Origin of the sequence: Actinomadura parmotrematis, assembly GCF_019458805.1 — a bacterium.
In the GTDB taxonomy this organism is placed as follows: domain Bacteria; phylum Actinomycetota; class Actinomycetes; order Streptosporangiales; family Streptosporangiaceae; genus Spirillospora; species Spirillospora parmotrematis.
Map to the genome: position 1 here is coordinate 148,637 of NZ_JAIBOA010000018.1, position 14,550 is coordinate 163,186.

The window sequence follows — 14,550 nt, forward strand, 5'->3', positions numbered from 1 at the left end:
GATAGCCCCTACAGGTACTGGCCGACGTGCTCCTCCAGGCCGCCCGCGCGGGACGGCAGGTCGGCGGCGCGCAGGACGGTGATCTCGGCGGCGGCCGGCGGGTCGCCCGCCAGCAGCCGGGACGCCTGCGCGGCGATCGTCTCGTCCAGGACGTTGCGCATCAGCCGCCCGTTGCCGAACGCCGGGCCGCGCGGGACGCGGGCGAGCAGCGCCCGCAGCGCCCCCGGCAGGTCGTCGGCCAGGGTGAGGCCCTCGGCGGCGGCGAGCCGCGCGAAGATCTCCACCAGCTCGCCGTCGGTGTAGTCGGGGAAGGCGATGCGGCGCGCGAACCGCGACTCCAGGCCGGGGTTGCCGGCGAGGAACGCGGTCATCTGCCGCTCGTAGCCGGCGGCGATGACGACGAGGTCGCCGCGGTACTCCTCCATCAGCTTCACCAGCGTCGCGACGGCCTCCTGCCCGTAGCCGTCGGCGGCGAGCGCGTACGCCTCGTCGATGAACAGCACCCCGCCGACGGCCTGCTCGACGGCGGCGCGGACCTTCCCGGCGGTCTGCCCGAGGTAGTGCGCGACGAGGTCGCCGCGCTGCACCTCGACCAGGTGCCCCGACGACAGCAGCCCGAGCTTGGCGTAGACGGCCGCGACCAGGCGCGCCACCGTCGTCTTCGCGGTCCCGGGGTTGCCGGTGAGGACCAGGTGGCGGGTCGGCGCGGCGGCGGGCTGCCCGGCGGCGCGCCGCAGGTCGGCGCTGCCGGCCTCGGCGACGAGGCGGCGCACCTCCTCCTTGACGCCGCGCAGGCCGACGAGCGCGTCCAGCTCGGCGAGCGGGTCGGCCGGCGGGGTGTCGCGGGTGACTCCCGACAGGGACGCGGGGACGTCCTCGGCGAGCAGCGCGCCGAGCGCCTCGGCCGACGGCCGTTTCAGCCCGGCGACGCGCCGCGCCTGGCGGACCGCGGCCCGCTCGGCCAGGTTGCGCATCAGCCGGGCGTTGCCGAAGGCGCGGCCGCGCGGGGCGCGCCGCAGCAGCTCGGCGACGCGGGCCCGCGCCTCGGCGGTCGCCTCCAGCCCGGCCTGCCCGGCCATGCCGGTGAAGATGTCGACGAGCTCGGCGTCGGTGAAGTCGGGGAAGCGGACCGTCGTCGGGAACCGGGAGGCGAGGCCGGGGTTGGCGGAGGCGAACCGCGCCATGTCGGCCTCATAGCCGGCGGCGATGACGACGAGGTCGTCGCGGTGGTCCTCCAGCGCCTTGACCAGCTCGGCGATCGCCTCGGCGCCGTAGTCCTCGCCGAGGTCGGACTGGGTGAGTGCGTACGCCTCGTCGATGAACAGCACGCCGCCGACGGCGCGCTGCACGGTCGCGCGGGTCTTCTGCGCCGTCTCGCCGAGGTACTGGCCGACGAGGTCGCCGCGGCCGACCTCGACCAGGTGCCCCGACGACAGGACGCCGAGGTCCTTGTAGATGCGGGCGAGCAGCCGCGCGACGACGGTCTTGCCGGTGCCGGGGTCGCCGGTGAACAGCATGTGCCGGGCGGGGACGGGCACCGCGAGGCCCGCCTCGCGGCGCAGCCGGGCGGCGGCGAGCCCGGCGGTCTGCAGCTCGATCTCCTGCTTGACGGTGCGCAGGCCGACGAGCGCGTTCAGCTCGGCCATCGGGTCCTTGGGGGAGCCGGACGGGTCGAACGTCGCGGGCACGTCGGCGCGCTTGACGACGAGCTCCTCGCCCTCGGGGGTGCGCTCGCGGACGGCGTCGACGATGACGTCGGCGAGGCGCTGCGCGAGCCGGGCGTTGCGCAGGTTGCGGACCGGCGCGGTCTGCGCGAGCAGCCGCCCGGCCGCGGTGAGGGCGTGCTTGTGGGCGCGCGCGCCGCGCTGGTAGAGGGCGCGGGCGAACAGCTCGGCGTGGCCGTCGGCGGTGAAGGGGTGGGTCCGCACGACCTGGAAGCGCAGCGACAGCGCCGGGTTGATCTCGCGGACGCGCTCGTCGCCGCCGGGCTCGCAGAGCGCGACGACGTGCAGGTCGTCGCGGACGTCCAGGGCGCGGTGCAGCTCCTCGACGATCGCCTCGCCGCTGCGCGGGTCGCGGGACATGTCGTCCAGCCCGTCGATGACCATGAGGCGCTGCCCGGCGGAGTCGCGGGCGTCGTTGTACAGGTGGGTGGTGGCGGCCGAGACCTCCTTGCCGGCGAAGAAGTCGCCGGCGAGCCAGAGCGTCTCGGCGGCGATCTGCCGGTCGGCGAGCAGGTGCGCGATCTCCTGGGCGGCGTCGCGCTTGCCGGTGCCGTCCGGCCCGACGATCATCAGCCGGACGGGCCGGTCGGGCTCGGCGGCGACGCGGGCGACGGCGGCGGCGAGCTCGGGCTGCCCGACGAGGGCGCTGGCGAAGTCGGGGGTGCGCGGGCGGCGGGTGCGCGGCGCCTTCTTGCCGACGGTCGCGGCGAGCGGGTTCACCACGCGGCGGCGCGGGGTGGCGAGGCGCCGCAGGTCGGCCTGGAACTCCCCGACCGGGATCCACTCGGGGTCGGGGTAGCCCACCTCGTCGGGGAAGCCCTGGACGGCGCCGGTGAAGCGCATCGCCATGTCGAGCCAGCCGCGGCAGGCGTCGGCCTCGCCCGCGCCGAGCGCGCGCGCCAGCCAGGACCGCGCGCCGAGATACCACTCGTTGGCGTCGAACAGCGGCCGCGTCTTCGCGAACCGCTCCAGGACGTCCTGGTAGCCGTCCTCGTCGAGCACCGCCGACAGCTCGGCGGGCACCTCGGTGAGGCCGGCCTGCGCGAGCAGGTGCACCACGAGCTCGGCGACGGGCTCCTCGCGCGGCGCGACCTGGACGAGGTGCTCGTGCAGCGGGAGCAGGCCCGCGCAGATCCACTCCAGGTAGCCGATCGGGCCGGCGAGCTCGGGCAGCACCGCGACGATCTCGTCGGAGGCGTGCGCGGCCCAGAGGCGCCGCTGCTCGTCCAGCGACTGGCCGGCGATGTCGAGGGCGGGCGGCGGGTCGTCGTAGAGCGCGATCAGCGCGCGGCGGCGCCGCTCCAGCGGCTCGACGCCCTCCAGGACGTCCAGCGACGCGCGGCTGAGCGCGAGCGCGACGTCCTGGTCGGGCGCCTCCTCCAGCCATTCCAGCGGGCGGAACACCCCGGTCGTCACGCCCCAGCCGCCGGGCGGGCGGAGGGCGTCCTGGGGCTCGCGCAGGAACTCGTTGAAGAACTGGAACTGGAGCCGCGAGTGGCTGCCGCTGTTGACGGCGGCCGAGCCGCAGAGGAAGTCCAGGGTGAGGAGCAGGTCGCCGAGGACGAGCGGGCCCGGCTCGACCAGCAGCGGATGGTTGCCGCCCGAGGTCAGCTCGCGGGCGCGCGGGTCGGCGGCGAGCGCGCGGACGCGGTCGCGGACCTCGTCGTACAGGCCGTCCGGGACGCGCCACGGGCCGTGCGCGTACAGGTCGAAGACCGGCTCGTCGGTGACGAGCAGCTCCAGATGTTCCGGCAACCGCACCCGTGATCCCCTTCAACGCGCACAAACCCCGACCGAACAGACTAAGAGGTGCGGCGGACGGGCGGAGCCGATCGCCGAGACGCGTGGGGAAGATGACGCCTTTTGGTGGCGATGGCGGTTTGTGGGGTTGTTCGTGGCCGGGATCCCTTGCGCCGCACCCTCGTCCGGTCACGCTGGAGGGGGTAGGTCACTGAACAGTCACCTGCCGGCCAGGATCCGCCGAGACCGGGAGAGGTCCCCGTGATCACAAAGCTGCTCGTCGCCAACCGAGGCGAGATCGCCGTCCGCGCGTTCCGCGCCGCCTACGAGCTGGGCATCGCCAGCGTCGCGGTCTACGCGCACGAGGACCGGTTCTCGCTGCACCGCCAGAAGGCCGACGAGGCGTACGAGATCGGCGAGCGCGGCCACCCCGTGCGCGCCTACCTCGACGTGGACGGCATCGTGGCGACGGCGCTGCGCGTCGGCGCCGACGCCGTCTACCCCGGGTACGGGTTCCTGTCGGAGAGCCCCGAGCTGGCCGAGGCGTGCGAGCGCAACGGGATCACCTTCGTCGGGCCGCCCGCCGCCGCGCTCCGCCTGGCCGGCAACAAGATCGAGGCGGTCGCCGCGGCCCGCCGCGCCGGGCTTCCGGTGCTCCGCTCGGTCACGCCCGAGCCGGGCGGGGAGCTCGCCGCCGCCGACGAGGTCGGGTTCCCGCTGTTCGTCAAGGCGGCGGCGGGCGGCGGCGGCCGCGGCCTGCGGCGCGTCGACCGGCGCGAGGACCTGGAGGCGGCCGTCGACACCGCCCGCCGCGAGGCCGAGAGCGCCTTCGGCGACGCGACCGTCTTCCTGGAGCAGGCGGTGGACCGGCCCCGCCACATCGAGGTGCAGGTCCTCGCCGACGGCACTGGGCGCACCGTCCACCTGCGCGAGCGCGACTGCTCGGTGCAGCGCCGCCACCAGAAGGTCGTGGAGATCGCCCCGGCGCCCCGGCTGGACGCCGCGATCACCGAGCGGCTCTGCGCGGACGCCGTCGCGTTCGCCCGCGAGATCGGCTACGCCAACGCCGGGACCGTGGAGTTCCTCGTGGACGACCGCGGCGCGCACGTGTTCATCGAGATGAACCCGCGCATCCAGGTCGAGCACACCGTCACCGAGGAGGTGACCGGCATCGACCTCGTGCAGAGCCAGCTGCGCATCGCGGGCGGCGCGACCCTCGCCGACCTCGGCATCGCGCAGGAGGACGTCGCGGTGTCGGGGTTCGCGGTGCAGTGCCGCATCACCACCGAGGACCCCGCCAACGGCTTCCGCCCCGACACCGGCAAGATCTCCGCCTACCGGTCGCCGGGCGGCGCGGGCGTCCGCCTGGACACCGGCACGACGCACGCCGGCGCCGTCGTCACGCCGCACTTCGACTCGCTGCTGGTGAAGCTGACCTGCCGCGGCCGCACCTTCGAGGAGGCCGTGCGGCGCGCCCGCCGCGCCGTCGCCGAGTTCCGCATCCGCGGCGTGTCCAGCAACATCCCGTTCCTGCAAGCGCTGCTGGACGAGCCCGACTTCATCGCGGGCGGCGTCACCACCTCCTACATCGCCGACCACCCCGAGCTGCTGACGGCCCGCTCCAGCGGCGACCGAGCGACCCGCCTCGTCTCCTACCTCGCCGACGTCACGGTCAACAAGCCGCACGGCGACGCCCCGACCCACCTGGACCCGGCCGCGAAGCTGCCGGACGTCGCGGTGGACGGCCCCGTCCCCGAGGGCTCGCGGGACCGCCTCCTCGCCCTCGGCCCGCGCGCCTTCGCGCAGGCGCTGCGCGAGCAGGACGCGCTCGCCGTCACCGACACCACCTTCCGCGACGCCCACCAGTCGCTCCTGGCGACGCGCGTCCGCACCTACGACCTCGTCAAGGCCGCGCCCTACCTCGCCCGCACGCACTCGCAGCTGCTGTCGCTGGAGGCGTGGGGCGGCGCGACCTACGACGTCGCGCTGCGCTTCCTCGGCGAATCGCCGTGGGAGCGGCTCGGCGCCATCCGCGAGGCCGCGCCGAACCTGTGCATCCAGATGCTGCTGCGCGGCCGCAACACCGTCGGCTACACCCCCTACCCCGACTCGGTCGCGCGGGCCTTCGTCGCCGAGGCCGCGCGCACGGGCGTCGACATTTTCCGTATTTTCGACGCGCTGAACGACGTCGAGCGGATGCGGCCCGCCATCGACGCCGTCCTGCAGACCCACGCGATCGCCGAGGGCACCCTCTGCTACACCGGCGACCTGTCCTCGCCCGGCGAGAAGATCTACACCCTCGACTACTACCTGCGGCTCGCCGAACGGCTCGTCGAGGCGGGCGTCCACGTCCTCTGCGTCAAGGACATGGCGGGACTGCTGCGGGCGCCCGCCGCCCGCACCCTCGTCGGCGCGCTGCGCGAGCGCTTCGACCTGCCCGTCCACCTGCACACCCACGACACCGCGGGCGGCCAGCTCGCCACCTACCTCGCCGCGATCGAGGCCGGGGTGGACGCGGTGGACGGCGCCGCGTCGCCGCTGTCGGGCACCACCAGCCAGCCGCCGCTCCAGGCGATCGTCGCGCACACCGACTTCACCGGCCGCGCCACCGGCCTCGACCTGGACGCGCTCACCGCCATGGAGCCCTACTGGGAGGCCGTGCGGAGGCTGTACGCGCCGTTCGAGATGGGCCTGCCCGCCCCGACCGGCCGCGTCTACCGGCACGAGATCCCCGGCGGGCAGCTGTCCAACCTGCGCCAGCAGGCCGTCGCGCTCGGCCTCGGCGACCGCTTCGAAGAGATCGAGCGGCTCTACGCCGCCGCCGACCGCATCCTCGGCCGCCTCGTCAAGGTGACGCCGTCCAGCAAGGTCGTCGGCGACCTCGCCCTGCACCTCGTCGCGGCGGGCGCCGACCCCGAGGACTTCGCCGCGCACCCCGAGCGCTACGACATCCCCGACAGCGTCATCGGGTTCCTGGCGGGCGAGCTCGGCGACCCGGCCGGCGGCTGGCCCGAGCCGTTCCGCGAGCGCGCCCTCGGCGCGCGCAGGCACACCCCGCCGCGCGCCGAGCTGACGGGGGAGGAGGAGAAGGCGCTCGCCGGACCGGAGGTCCGCGCCACCCTCGACCGGCTGCTGTTCCCCGGCCCCGCCAAGGACCACCGCGAGACGCGCGCCGCGTTCGGCGACCTGTCGGTCCTGCCGACCGGCCCGTTCCTGTACGGCCTGCGCACCGGCGACGAGGTCGCGTTCGACCTGGAGCCCGGCGTGCGGGTCCTCGCCGCGCTGGAGGCCGTCGGCGACCTCGACGAGGCGGGCGTCCGGCAGGTCATCTGCACCGTCAACGGGCAGCTGCGGACGCTGGCGGTGCGCGACAAGTCCGCGACGTCGGACGCGCCGCCGGTCGAGCGCGCCGACCCGGCCGAGCCCGGCCACATCCCCGCGCCGTTCGACGGGTCGGTGACGCTGCGGGTCGCCAAGGGCGACCGCGTCGAGGCCGGCGACACCGTCGCCACCATCGAGGCGATGAAGATGGAGGCCGCGATCACCTCGCCGGTCGCCGGGACCGTCGCCCGCCTCGCCGTCCCCGCGGCGACGCCCGTGCAGGCCGGCGATCTGCTGCTCGTCGTGTCCTGACGGAGGGGTCCGGCGGGCCCTCCGGGAGCGTCCCGGAGGGCCCGCCCGGATTTCGGGCGTCCGGCGGCGATCCGCTGCGAACGCGGGGGTGTGCGCGCGCCTGGGATTGGGAACGACGAGATCCATGCAGCCCTGCGCGTTCCACCGGGACCGGAGACCCGCGCCGGGCTGACCGCCTGCCCCGCCGCCACCCCACCCGGACGAGGAAAAGGACCCCCCTTGAACGCCTTCCGCAATGCCAGCACCGGTTCCACCGACCCGGTCAAGGACTACCTCGCCCAGATCGGCCGGACCCCGCTGCTGACAGCCGAGCAGGAGGTCGACCTCGCGCAGCGCATCGAGGCCGGTCTCTTCGCCCGCGAGCGGCTGGAGAGCGTGCTCGGCCTCAGCGACCAGGACATCGAGGACCTGCGGTGGATCGCCGCCGACGGCGCGCGGGCCAAGGACCACATGATCCAGGCGAACCTGCGCCTGGTGGTGTCGCTCGCCAAGCGGTACGCGGGGCGCGGGCTGCCGCTGATCGACCTCATCCAGGAGGGCAACCTCGGGCTGATCCGCGCGGTGGAGAAGTTCGAGCACAAGCGGGGGCTGAAGTTCTCCACCTACGCGGTGTGGTGGATCAAGCAGGCGATGACCCGGTCGCTCGCCGACCAGGGCCGCACCATCCGGCTGCCCGCCCACGTGGCGGAGGTGGTCAACCGGATGAACCGGGTGCGCCGCCAGCTCGCCCAGGACCTCGGCCGCGAGCCCAACTCGATGGAGCTCGCCGTCGAGCTGGACATCACGGCCGAGAAGGTGGAGCGGCTCCAGCGCCAGTCCCGCGAGCCGATCTCGCTGCACGTCCCGGTCGGCGAGGCGGGCGACGGCGGCGAGTTCGGCGACTTCATCGAGGACACCGAGACGCCCGACCCGGTGGACGCGGTGTCGTCGTCGATGCTGCGCGGCCAGCTCGACGCCGTCCTCGGCACCCTCACCGAGCGCGAGGCCGGCGTGATCTCCCTCCGGTACGGGCTGAGCGGCGGCGAGCCGAAGACCCTCGACCAGGTCGGCCAGGTGTACGGGGTGACCCGCGAGCGGATCCGCCAGATCGAGTCCAAGGGCATGCACAAGCTCCGCCAGCCCTCCTGCCGCCGCGCCCTCGCCGACCTCCTCGGCTGAGCTCAGCCCGCGTCGTCGGCGCCGACCTGCCCGGGACGCGGGTCGGCGCCGAGGCGTTCCACGAGGCCGTCCAGCAGCAGGCGGAGCAGCTCGGCGAGCCGGTCGCGCTCGTCCTCGGTCAGGTGGTCGAGCAGCTCCTCCTCGTGCCGGAGCAGGCCGTCCACGCTGTCCTCGATGAGGGCGTGGCCCGCGCCGGTCAGCGCGACCGACGAGGCGCGCCCGCGCGGGCCGCGCTCCACGGCGACCAGGCCCGCCGCCTCGGCGCGCGCCACCCGCTGGCTGACGGCGCCCGCCGTCAGCAGGGCGGCGTCGCGCAGCGCGGCGGGCGCCATCGCGTAGGGCGGGCCGTGCCGGCGCAGGGTGGACAGCAGGTCCAGGGTGGCGGTGTCGATGCCGAGCCGGGCGAGCGTGCGGCGCCGGTCGTCGCCGAGCAGCTTGGCCGCCCGCCACACCCGCGTGATCACCCCGATCGAGCCGACGGGGGTGCCGGGGCGCTCGCGCGCCCAGGCGAGCTGGATCTCCTCGACGGCGTCGGGGTCGCGTCCGGAGTTGCGTTCGGCGTGGTTCACGGTGCTAGCCTACCGGTAGATGTTTAGACCTAAACAAGGAGGGCGCATGGCACGCACCGCAGTGGTCACCGGAGGCGGCACCGGCATCGGCCGGGAGGTCGCGGCACGGCTGGCGGCCGACGGGCTGGACGTCGTCGTCACCGGCCGCCGGGCCGGGGTGCTGACGGAGGCGGCGGACGCGATCGGCGCCCGCGCCGTCGCGTTCGACGCGGCCGACCCGGCGGCCGTCGAGGCCGCCCTCGCCGACCTGCCCGGCCGCGTCGACGTGCTGGTCAACAACGCCGGCGGCAACACCGACATCGGCGCCCCCGAGCGGGCCGGGCTCGCCGGCGTCCGCGCCGCCTGGCTGGCGAACCTGGAGGCCAACCTGGTCAGCGCCGTGCTCGTCACCACCGCCCTGGAGCCCCGGCTCGCGGACGGCGGCCGGGTGATCTCGCTGAGCTCGATCGCCGCGGCGCGCGGGCGCGGCTCCTACGGCGCCGCCAAGGCGGGCCTGCACGCCTGGACCGCCGGGCTGGCGTTCGAGCTCGGCGGCCGCGGCATCACCGCGAACGCGGTCGCGCCGGGCCTGATCGAGGACACCGGGTTCTTCGCCGGGACGATGACCGGCGAGCGCCGCGCCCTGCTCGTCGGGCAGACCGCGACGGGCCGGGCGGGCGTCCCCGGCGACGTCGCCGCCGCGATCGCGTTCCTGGCCTCCCCGGCCGCCGGGCACATCACCGGCCAGGTCCTGCACGTCAACGGGGGCGCGTACCTGGGGTCGTGACCGCCCGGTCGGTTCCGGCCGGGAACGGGTGATCCATTTTCCGGGCGCGCGCGGTAGCGTCCCTCGTTACGGGCGAGGGGAGGTGTGCGGTGAGCGGGTGGCACGGCGACGAGGTGCCCGGGGACGGCCTCGAACCGCTGCCGCCGATCTTCGGGCCGGCGATCGACGGGTCGTCCGGGTGGCTCGCGCGCCCGGACGCCGAGGGGCTCGCGCAGGTGCCCAAGGACGAGCGGGTCTTCGGCTGGGGCGACGGGATGCCGGACGGCCCCGCCGAGCCGGTCCGCCGCCCGCGCCGCGACGTCCCCGCGCCCACCGGGAACGTTCCGGCGGGCGAACCGCTGGACCGGCCGCGGTCGCCGAGCCGCAGCTACAAGCGGCGCCGGAGCGCGGCGCGGCTCGTCGCGGGGCTTCTCACGGCGCTGGCGCTGCTCGGCGCGGCCGCGGCGGGGTTCTATCTGCTGGCCGTATACGGCTGACCCGGCGTGCGCGTCAGGGCGCGTCCGCGCGGTCGAGCAGCAGGCGCCGCTCGGCCTGGTTGCGGGTGAGCTCGGCGGCGCGGGCGAACTCCGCGCGGGCCTCGTCGTGGCGTCCCAGGCGCGCCAGGAGGTCGCCGCGGACGCTCGGCAGCAGGTGGTACCCGGCGAGGTCGGCGGCGAGCCCGTCGACGATCTCCAGGCCGCGTTCGGGGCCGTGGGCCATGCCGACGGCGACCGCGCGGTTCAGCTCCACGACCGGCGACGGCGCCTCCCGGACGAGCAGCTCGTACAGGCCCGCGATCGCCGTCCAGTCGGTCTCGGCGAAGCTCGGCGCCTGCGCGTGCGTCACCGCGATCGCGGCCTGCAGCACGTACGGGCCGGGCGCCGCGCCGAGCCCGCGGGCGCGCAGCAGCGCCGCGACGCCGCGCCGGATCAGCAGCCGGTCCCACTGGCCGCGGTTCTGCTCGGCGAGCGGGACGGGCCGCCCGTCCGGGCCGGTGCGGGCGCGGGTCCGCGCCGCCTGCACCTCCATCAGCGCGACGAGCCCGTGGACCTCGGGCTCGCCCGGCGCGAGGCCGGCGAGGACGCGGCCGAGGCGCAGCGCCTCCCGGCAGAGGTCGGCGCGGACCAGGTCGTCGCCGGCGGTCGCCGCGTACCCCTCGTTGAAGACCAGGTAGAGGACCTCCAGGACGGAGGCGAGGCGCGCGGCGCGGTCGGCGCCGACCGGCGTCTCGAACGGCACGCCCGCCGCCGCGAGCGCCTTCTTCGCGCGGACGATGCGCTGCGCGACGGTCGCCTCGGGGACCAGGAAGGCGCGCGCGATCTCGTCGGTGGCCAGGCCGCCGATCATCCGCAGGGTGAGCGCGACCCGCGACGGCACCGGCAGCACCGGATGGCAGGCGGTGAACACCAGGCGCAGCACGTCGTCCTCGATCGGCTCCTCGTCGAGGACGCCGTCGAAGGCGGTGTCGTCGGCGGTCTCCAGCCGGTGCCCGATCTCGGTGAGCTTGCGGGCGTAGGTCTGCTCGCGGCGGATGCGGTCGATGCCGCGGCGGCGCGCCACCGCCGTCAGCCAGGCGCCCGGGTTGTCCGGGACGCCCGTCTCGGGCCACTGCTCCAGGGCCTGCACCAGCGCGTCCTGGGCCAGCTCCTCGGCCAGCCCGACGTCGCGGACCAGCCGGGCGAGGCCCGCGATGATGCGGGCCGACTCCAGCCGCCAGACCGCCTCGACGCGGCGGCGCGCCTCGTTCGCACTCACCCGCAGATGAGAGCAGGACGGGGCGCGCCGCGCAAGCGCCGCGGGCCGCCGTCAGTCGCCGGGGCCGAAGACCTGCTGGATGACGCCCGCGCCGTCGCCGACGATCGACCAGAACCGCTTGGACAGCTCGATCGCCTCCTCGCGGCTGCCGGTCTCGATCAGCGCGAAGCCGACCACGACCTCCTTGGCCTCGGTGAAGGGCCCGTCCACGACCTCGGCCTTGCCGCCCTTGGAGCGGATGCGGGTGCCGCCCGGCTCCAGGCCGCCGGTGGCGAGCAGCACGCCCGCCCGGCTCATCTCCTCGATGAACGCGCCCATCTGGGCGAACATCTCGGGGTCCGGCGGCGTCTGCGGAGCGGACGGGTCGGCCGTGGTCATCATCATGAAGCGCATCGCGTCCTCCTGCTCGTCCGGCCGGGTCCGTTCCCGGCCTTCACCAGCGCGTCGAGCGGGCGGACCCGGGATCGACACGCGGCACGACATCTTTCCGGTTTTCTTTTCGCGGCGGCGGAACCGCAGGTCAGCCCTTGATCCGGGCCCAGGCCTCGGCCCAGCGGGCGTAGTCGGCGCAGGTCCCCTCCCCGCACGTCCGCATCGGCGTCCGCCACATCGACAGCCGCTGGTAGAACGCCGCGTCCCCGGCGTGGCGCGCGGCGCAGTAGCCGCGGGGGACGTAGCGGCAGGCCAGCGGGTTGGCGGGGGCGCGCCCGAGCCGCCGCGCGAGCCGCGCCTGCACCTTCGGCGCGGTGACCCAGCTCATCCAGCGGTACATGCACGAGGGGTGCCGCGCCTTGGCCGACACCATCCAGCCGTCCGCCGAGCCCGTCGCGCCCTCGGCCGGGATCGCCGACGCGACCGGCGTCCGCAGCGCCCGCGCCCGCTCCACGGCGGACGCCGGGGCGAGGCCCGCCTGCACGTCCCCGGCCCGGACGGCGGCGAGGACGTCCTGGGGGCGCCGCCAGAACCGGGCGACGTCGGCGCGGCGCCGCGCCAGCAGCGAGACGGCGGCGGTGAACTGCGCGTCGTTCAGCGCGAACGGGTCGCGGATGCCGAACTCGGGCCGGTGCGCCCGCAGGTAGAGGGCGGCGTCGGCGATGGCGAGCGGGGAGTCGGGCAGCGCGAGGCTCCCGGCGGCGGGGGAGGCGGCGTCCCAGAGCGCCGCCGACGACGCGGGCGGCCGCGAGAAACGGTCGGTCCGATAAAGCAGATAATTGGCGTCATAAGTGGCGGGAACGGTGTAGGGCTGGGCGTTGACCGAGTTGTAGGGCTGCCCTTTCAGGAAAGGCGAGACGGCGGCGTACCCGGCCACCAGCCCGGTGTTCACCGGCGCGGCGTCCCCGTCGTGGACGAGCCGCAGCGCCATGTCCCCGCCGACGGCCGCGCCGTCGTAGCGGCCGGTCTTCAGCAGCGCGACGAGAACCTCGGGCGAGCCCGCCGTCCGCGCGACGACCCGGCAGCCGGTCGCGCGGCTGAACGCCGACACCCAGGTGCGCGGCCGGCCCTTCGCGGGCGTGCTCTCGGCGTACCCGGGCGGCGCCACCAGGTTCAGCACGCCCTCGCCCGCGCCGACCGCCTGCTGCTGCGCGAGCTGCGGCACCTCGGCGTCCCCGGCGTCACCGGCGCCGTCGTCGGCGGCGCCTGCCTGGCAGCCGGCCAGCAGGGCCGCCGCGGCGAGGGCGAGCGCCGCCGGGCGCGTCCGGAGGATCACGTAGCGGATTGTAGGCCACCAATTCGCAACGATCGCGGCGAACCGCTTATAACTGCTTTTTCGACTGTAAGGTCTCCAGCGTGTCAGTGGTCTCGTTCTAGCGGGGGCTCCGCTTGCGCACCATCCGCTCCAAGGTCGTCCTGCTGGTCCTCGTCTCGCTGGTGTCGCTCACCGCCCTCTGGACGTTCGCCGCCGCCACCACGTTCGGCGACGGGCAGCGGCTGCGCCGCGCCGCCGCCGTCCAGGACCGCCTGGTCGCCCCCGCCGCGCTGCTCGGCAGCGCCCTCCAGGAGGAGCGGCGCCTGTCCACCGCCTACCTCGGCGCCCGGACGCCCGCCGCGCGCACCGCCCTGGAGGCGGCCCGGCTGGAGACCGACGGCCGCGCCGAGCGGTTCCGCGCCCGCGCCGCCCCCGGCGCCGTCCCGCCCGCGTCCCGGATGCTCGCCGGGCAGGTGCTCGCCGAGATCGCGGCGCTGCCCGCCGAGCGCACCGGCGTGGACACCGGCCGCGCCACCCGCGGCCAGACCCTCGCCGACTACAGCGGGCCGCTCGCCGCGATCGGCGCCCTGCAGGGCTCGCTGTCCACGGCGCCCGACGCCGGCGCCGCCCGCGACGCGCGCGACCTCGTCGCCCTCGCCCGCGCCCGCGAGGCGCTGTCGCAGGAGGACGCGCTGCTGTCGGGCGTCCTCGCCGCCGGCCGGATGACCCGCGCCGAGCAGACCTCCCTCGCCGGGCTCGCCGGGACGCGCCGGTCCCTGCTCGACATCGCCGCACCCGAGCTGCGCCTGCCCGAGCGCGCCGGGCTGGCCCGCATCACCGGCGCCCCCGAGTACGCGCGGCTGGAGTCCCTGGAGCGCCGCTACGGCGGCCGCGACCTGCACCGGGACGGGCCCGCCCCCTGGCGCGTCGCCGCCGACACCACCCTGACCCGGCTGCGCGGCCTGGAACTGGAGCTCGCCAACGCCGCGCGCCGCCGCGCCGTCCCCGCCGCCGACGAGATCACCGCCCGCCTCGTCCTCGCCGCCGCGCTCGGCCTCGCCGCGCTCGCCGCGACGCTCGCCCTCGCCGTCCGCACCGCCCGCTCCGTCACCGCCGACCTCGCCCGGCTGCGCCGCGCCGCGCTCGACTTCGCGGGCACCGGGCGGCCCCCCGCCCTGCGCACCCGCGAGGTCGCGCAGGCCGGGCACGCCTTCGCCGCCGCCCGCGCCGCCGTCCTCGACGAGATCGCCGCGCAGCGCGAGCTGGGCCGCGCCGGCGACGCCATGCACGAGCAGCTCGCCCGCCGCGCCCAGGCTCTGCTGGGCGGCCAGCTCGCCGTCCTGGACGCGCTCGCCGCCCGCGCCGACCACCCCGAGGTGGCCGAGGCCCGCCGGCTGGCCGTCCGGCTGCGCCGCCAGGCCGCCGGGCTCGTCGTGCTCGCCGGCGGCGCGCCGGACGGGGCCCGCGCGGCGCCCGCCGCGCTCGCCGACGTCGCCCGCGCCGCCGCCGCGGAGGCGGGCGGGGGCGGCCGCCGCGCCG

Annotated in this window: 9 protein-coding genes and 1 pseudogene; 5 read left to right on the forward strand and 5 right to left on the reverse strand. The window is 76.1% G+C overall.

Annotation, left to right across the window (positions count from 1 at the left end):
* Positions 1-8: 8 nt before the first annotated feature.
* On the reverse strand, positions 9-3,485 hold the full coding sequence (locus K1Y72_RS25885; RefSeq protein ID WP_220169062.1) for an AAA family ATPase: 3,477 nt from the start codon (positions 3,483-3,485) through the stop codon (positions 9-11).
* A gap of 240 nt (positions 3,486-3,725) precedes the next feature.
* Between K1Y72_RS25885 and K1Y72_RS25890 the strand changes: the two genes are divergently transcribed.
* Both K1Y72_RS25890 and K1Y72_RS25895 read left to right on the forward strand, forming a co-directional pair.
* Positions 3,726-7,097 carry a pyruvate carboxylase gene (locus K1Y72_RS25890; RefSeq protein ID WP_220169063.1) on the forward strand — a complete coding sequence of 1,124 codons (3,372 nt, stop codon included), beginning with the start codon at positions 3,726-3,728 and terminating at the stop codon, positions 7,095-7,097.
* Between the two features lie 237 nt (positions 7,098-7,334).
* Positions 7,335-8,255, forward strand: a pseudogene (locus K1Y72_RS25895) (RNA polymerase sigma factor); the annotation flags it as partial.
* Between the two features lie 2 nt (positions 8,256-8,257).
* On the opposite strand, the gene K1Y72_RS25900 reads toward K1Y72_RS25895, so the two are convergent.
* Positions 8,258-8,824, reverse strand: a complete 567-nt coding sequence (locus tag K1Y72_RS25900) for a MarR family winged helix-turn-helix transcriptional regulator (RefSeq protein ID WP_220169064.1) — start codon at positions 8,822-8,824, stop codon at positions 8,258-8,260.
* 46 nt (positions 8,825-8,870) lie between these two features.
* Between K1Y72_RS25900 and K1Y72_RS25905 the strand changes: the two genes are divergently transcribed.
* Positions 8,871-9,590, forward strand: coding sequence for an SDR family NAD(P)-dependent oxidoreductase (locus K1Y72_RS25905; RefSeq protein ID WP_220169065.1), 720 nt, complete (start codon positions 8,871-8,873; stop codon positions 9,588-9,590).
* An 89-nt stretch (positions 9,591-9,679) separates the two neighbouring features.
* On the forward strand, positions 9,680-10,066 hold the full coding sequence (locus K1Y72_RS25910) for a hypothetical protein (protein ID WP_220169066.1): 387 nt from the start codon (positions 9,680-9,682) through the stop codon (positions 10,064-10,066).
* Positions 10,067-10,079: 13 nt separating this feature from the next.
* On the opposite strand, the gene K1Y72_RS25915 is transcribed toward K1Y72_RS25910, so the two are convergent.
* The 3 genes from K1Y72_RS25915 to K1Y72_RS25925 form a co-directional block, all read right to left on the reverse strand.
* Positions 10,080-11,324 (reverse strand): RNA polymerase sigma factor, encoded by a 1,245-nt coding sequence (locus K1Y72_RS25915; protein WP_220169067.1) that lies wholly within the window; start codon positions 11,322-11,324, stop codon positions 10,080-10,082.
* A 51-nt stretch (positions 11,325-11,375) separates the two neighbouring features.
* Positions 11,376-11,717, reverse strand: a complete 342-nt coding sequence (locus K1Y72_RS25920) for a YciI family protein (protein ID WP_220169068.1) — start codon at positions 11,715-11,717, stop codon at positions 11,376-11,378.
* A 127-nt stretch (positions 11,718-11,844) separates the two neighbouring features.
* Positions 11,845-13,032 (reverse strand): extracellular solute-binding protein, encoded by a 1,188-nt coding sequence (locus K1Y72_RS25925; protein WP_220169069.1) that lies wholly within the window; start codon positions 13,030-13,032, stop codon positions 11,845-11,847.
* Between the two features lie 113 nt (positions 13,033-13,145).
* Here K1Y72_RS25925 and K1Y72_RS25930 point away from each other — a divergent pair.
* On the forward strand, positions 13,146-14,550 hold a 1,405-nt coding region (locus K1Y72_RS25930; RefSeq protein WP_220169070.1), incomplete at its 3' end, for a nitrate- and nitrite sensing domain-containing protein.

What these genes read in the sequence shown, in the direction of transcription:
- K1Y72_RS25905 (WP_220169065.1), top strand. Translation starts at nt 8,871, where the DNA reads ATGGCACGCACCGCAGTGGTCACCGGAGGCGGCACCGGCATCGGCCGG.
- K1Y72_RS25920 (WP_220169068.1), bottom strand. Translation starts at nt 11,717, where the DNA reads ATGCGCTTCATGATGATGACCACGGCCGACCCGTCCGCTCCGCAGACG.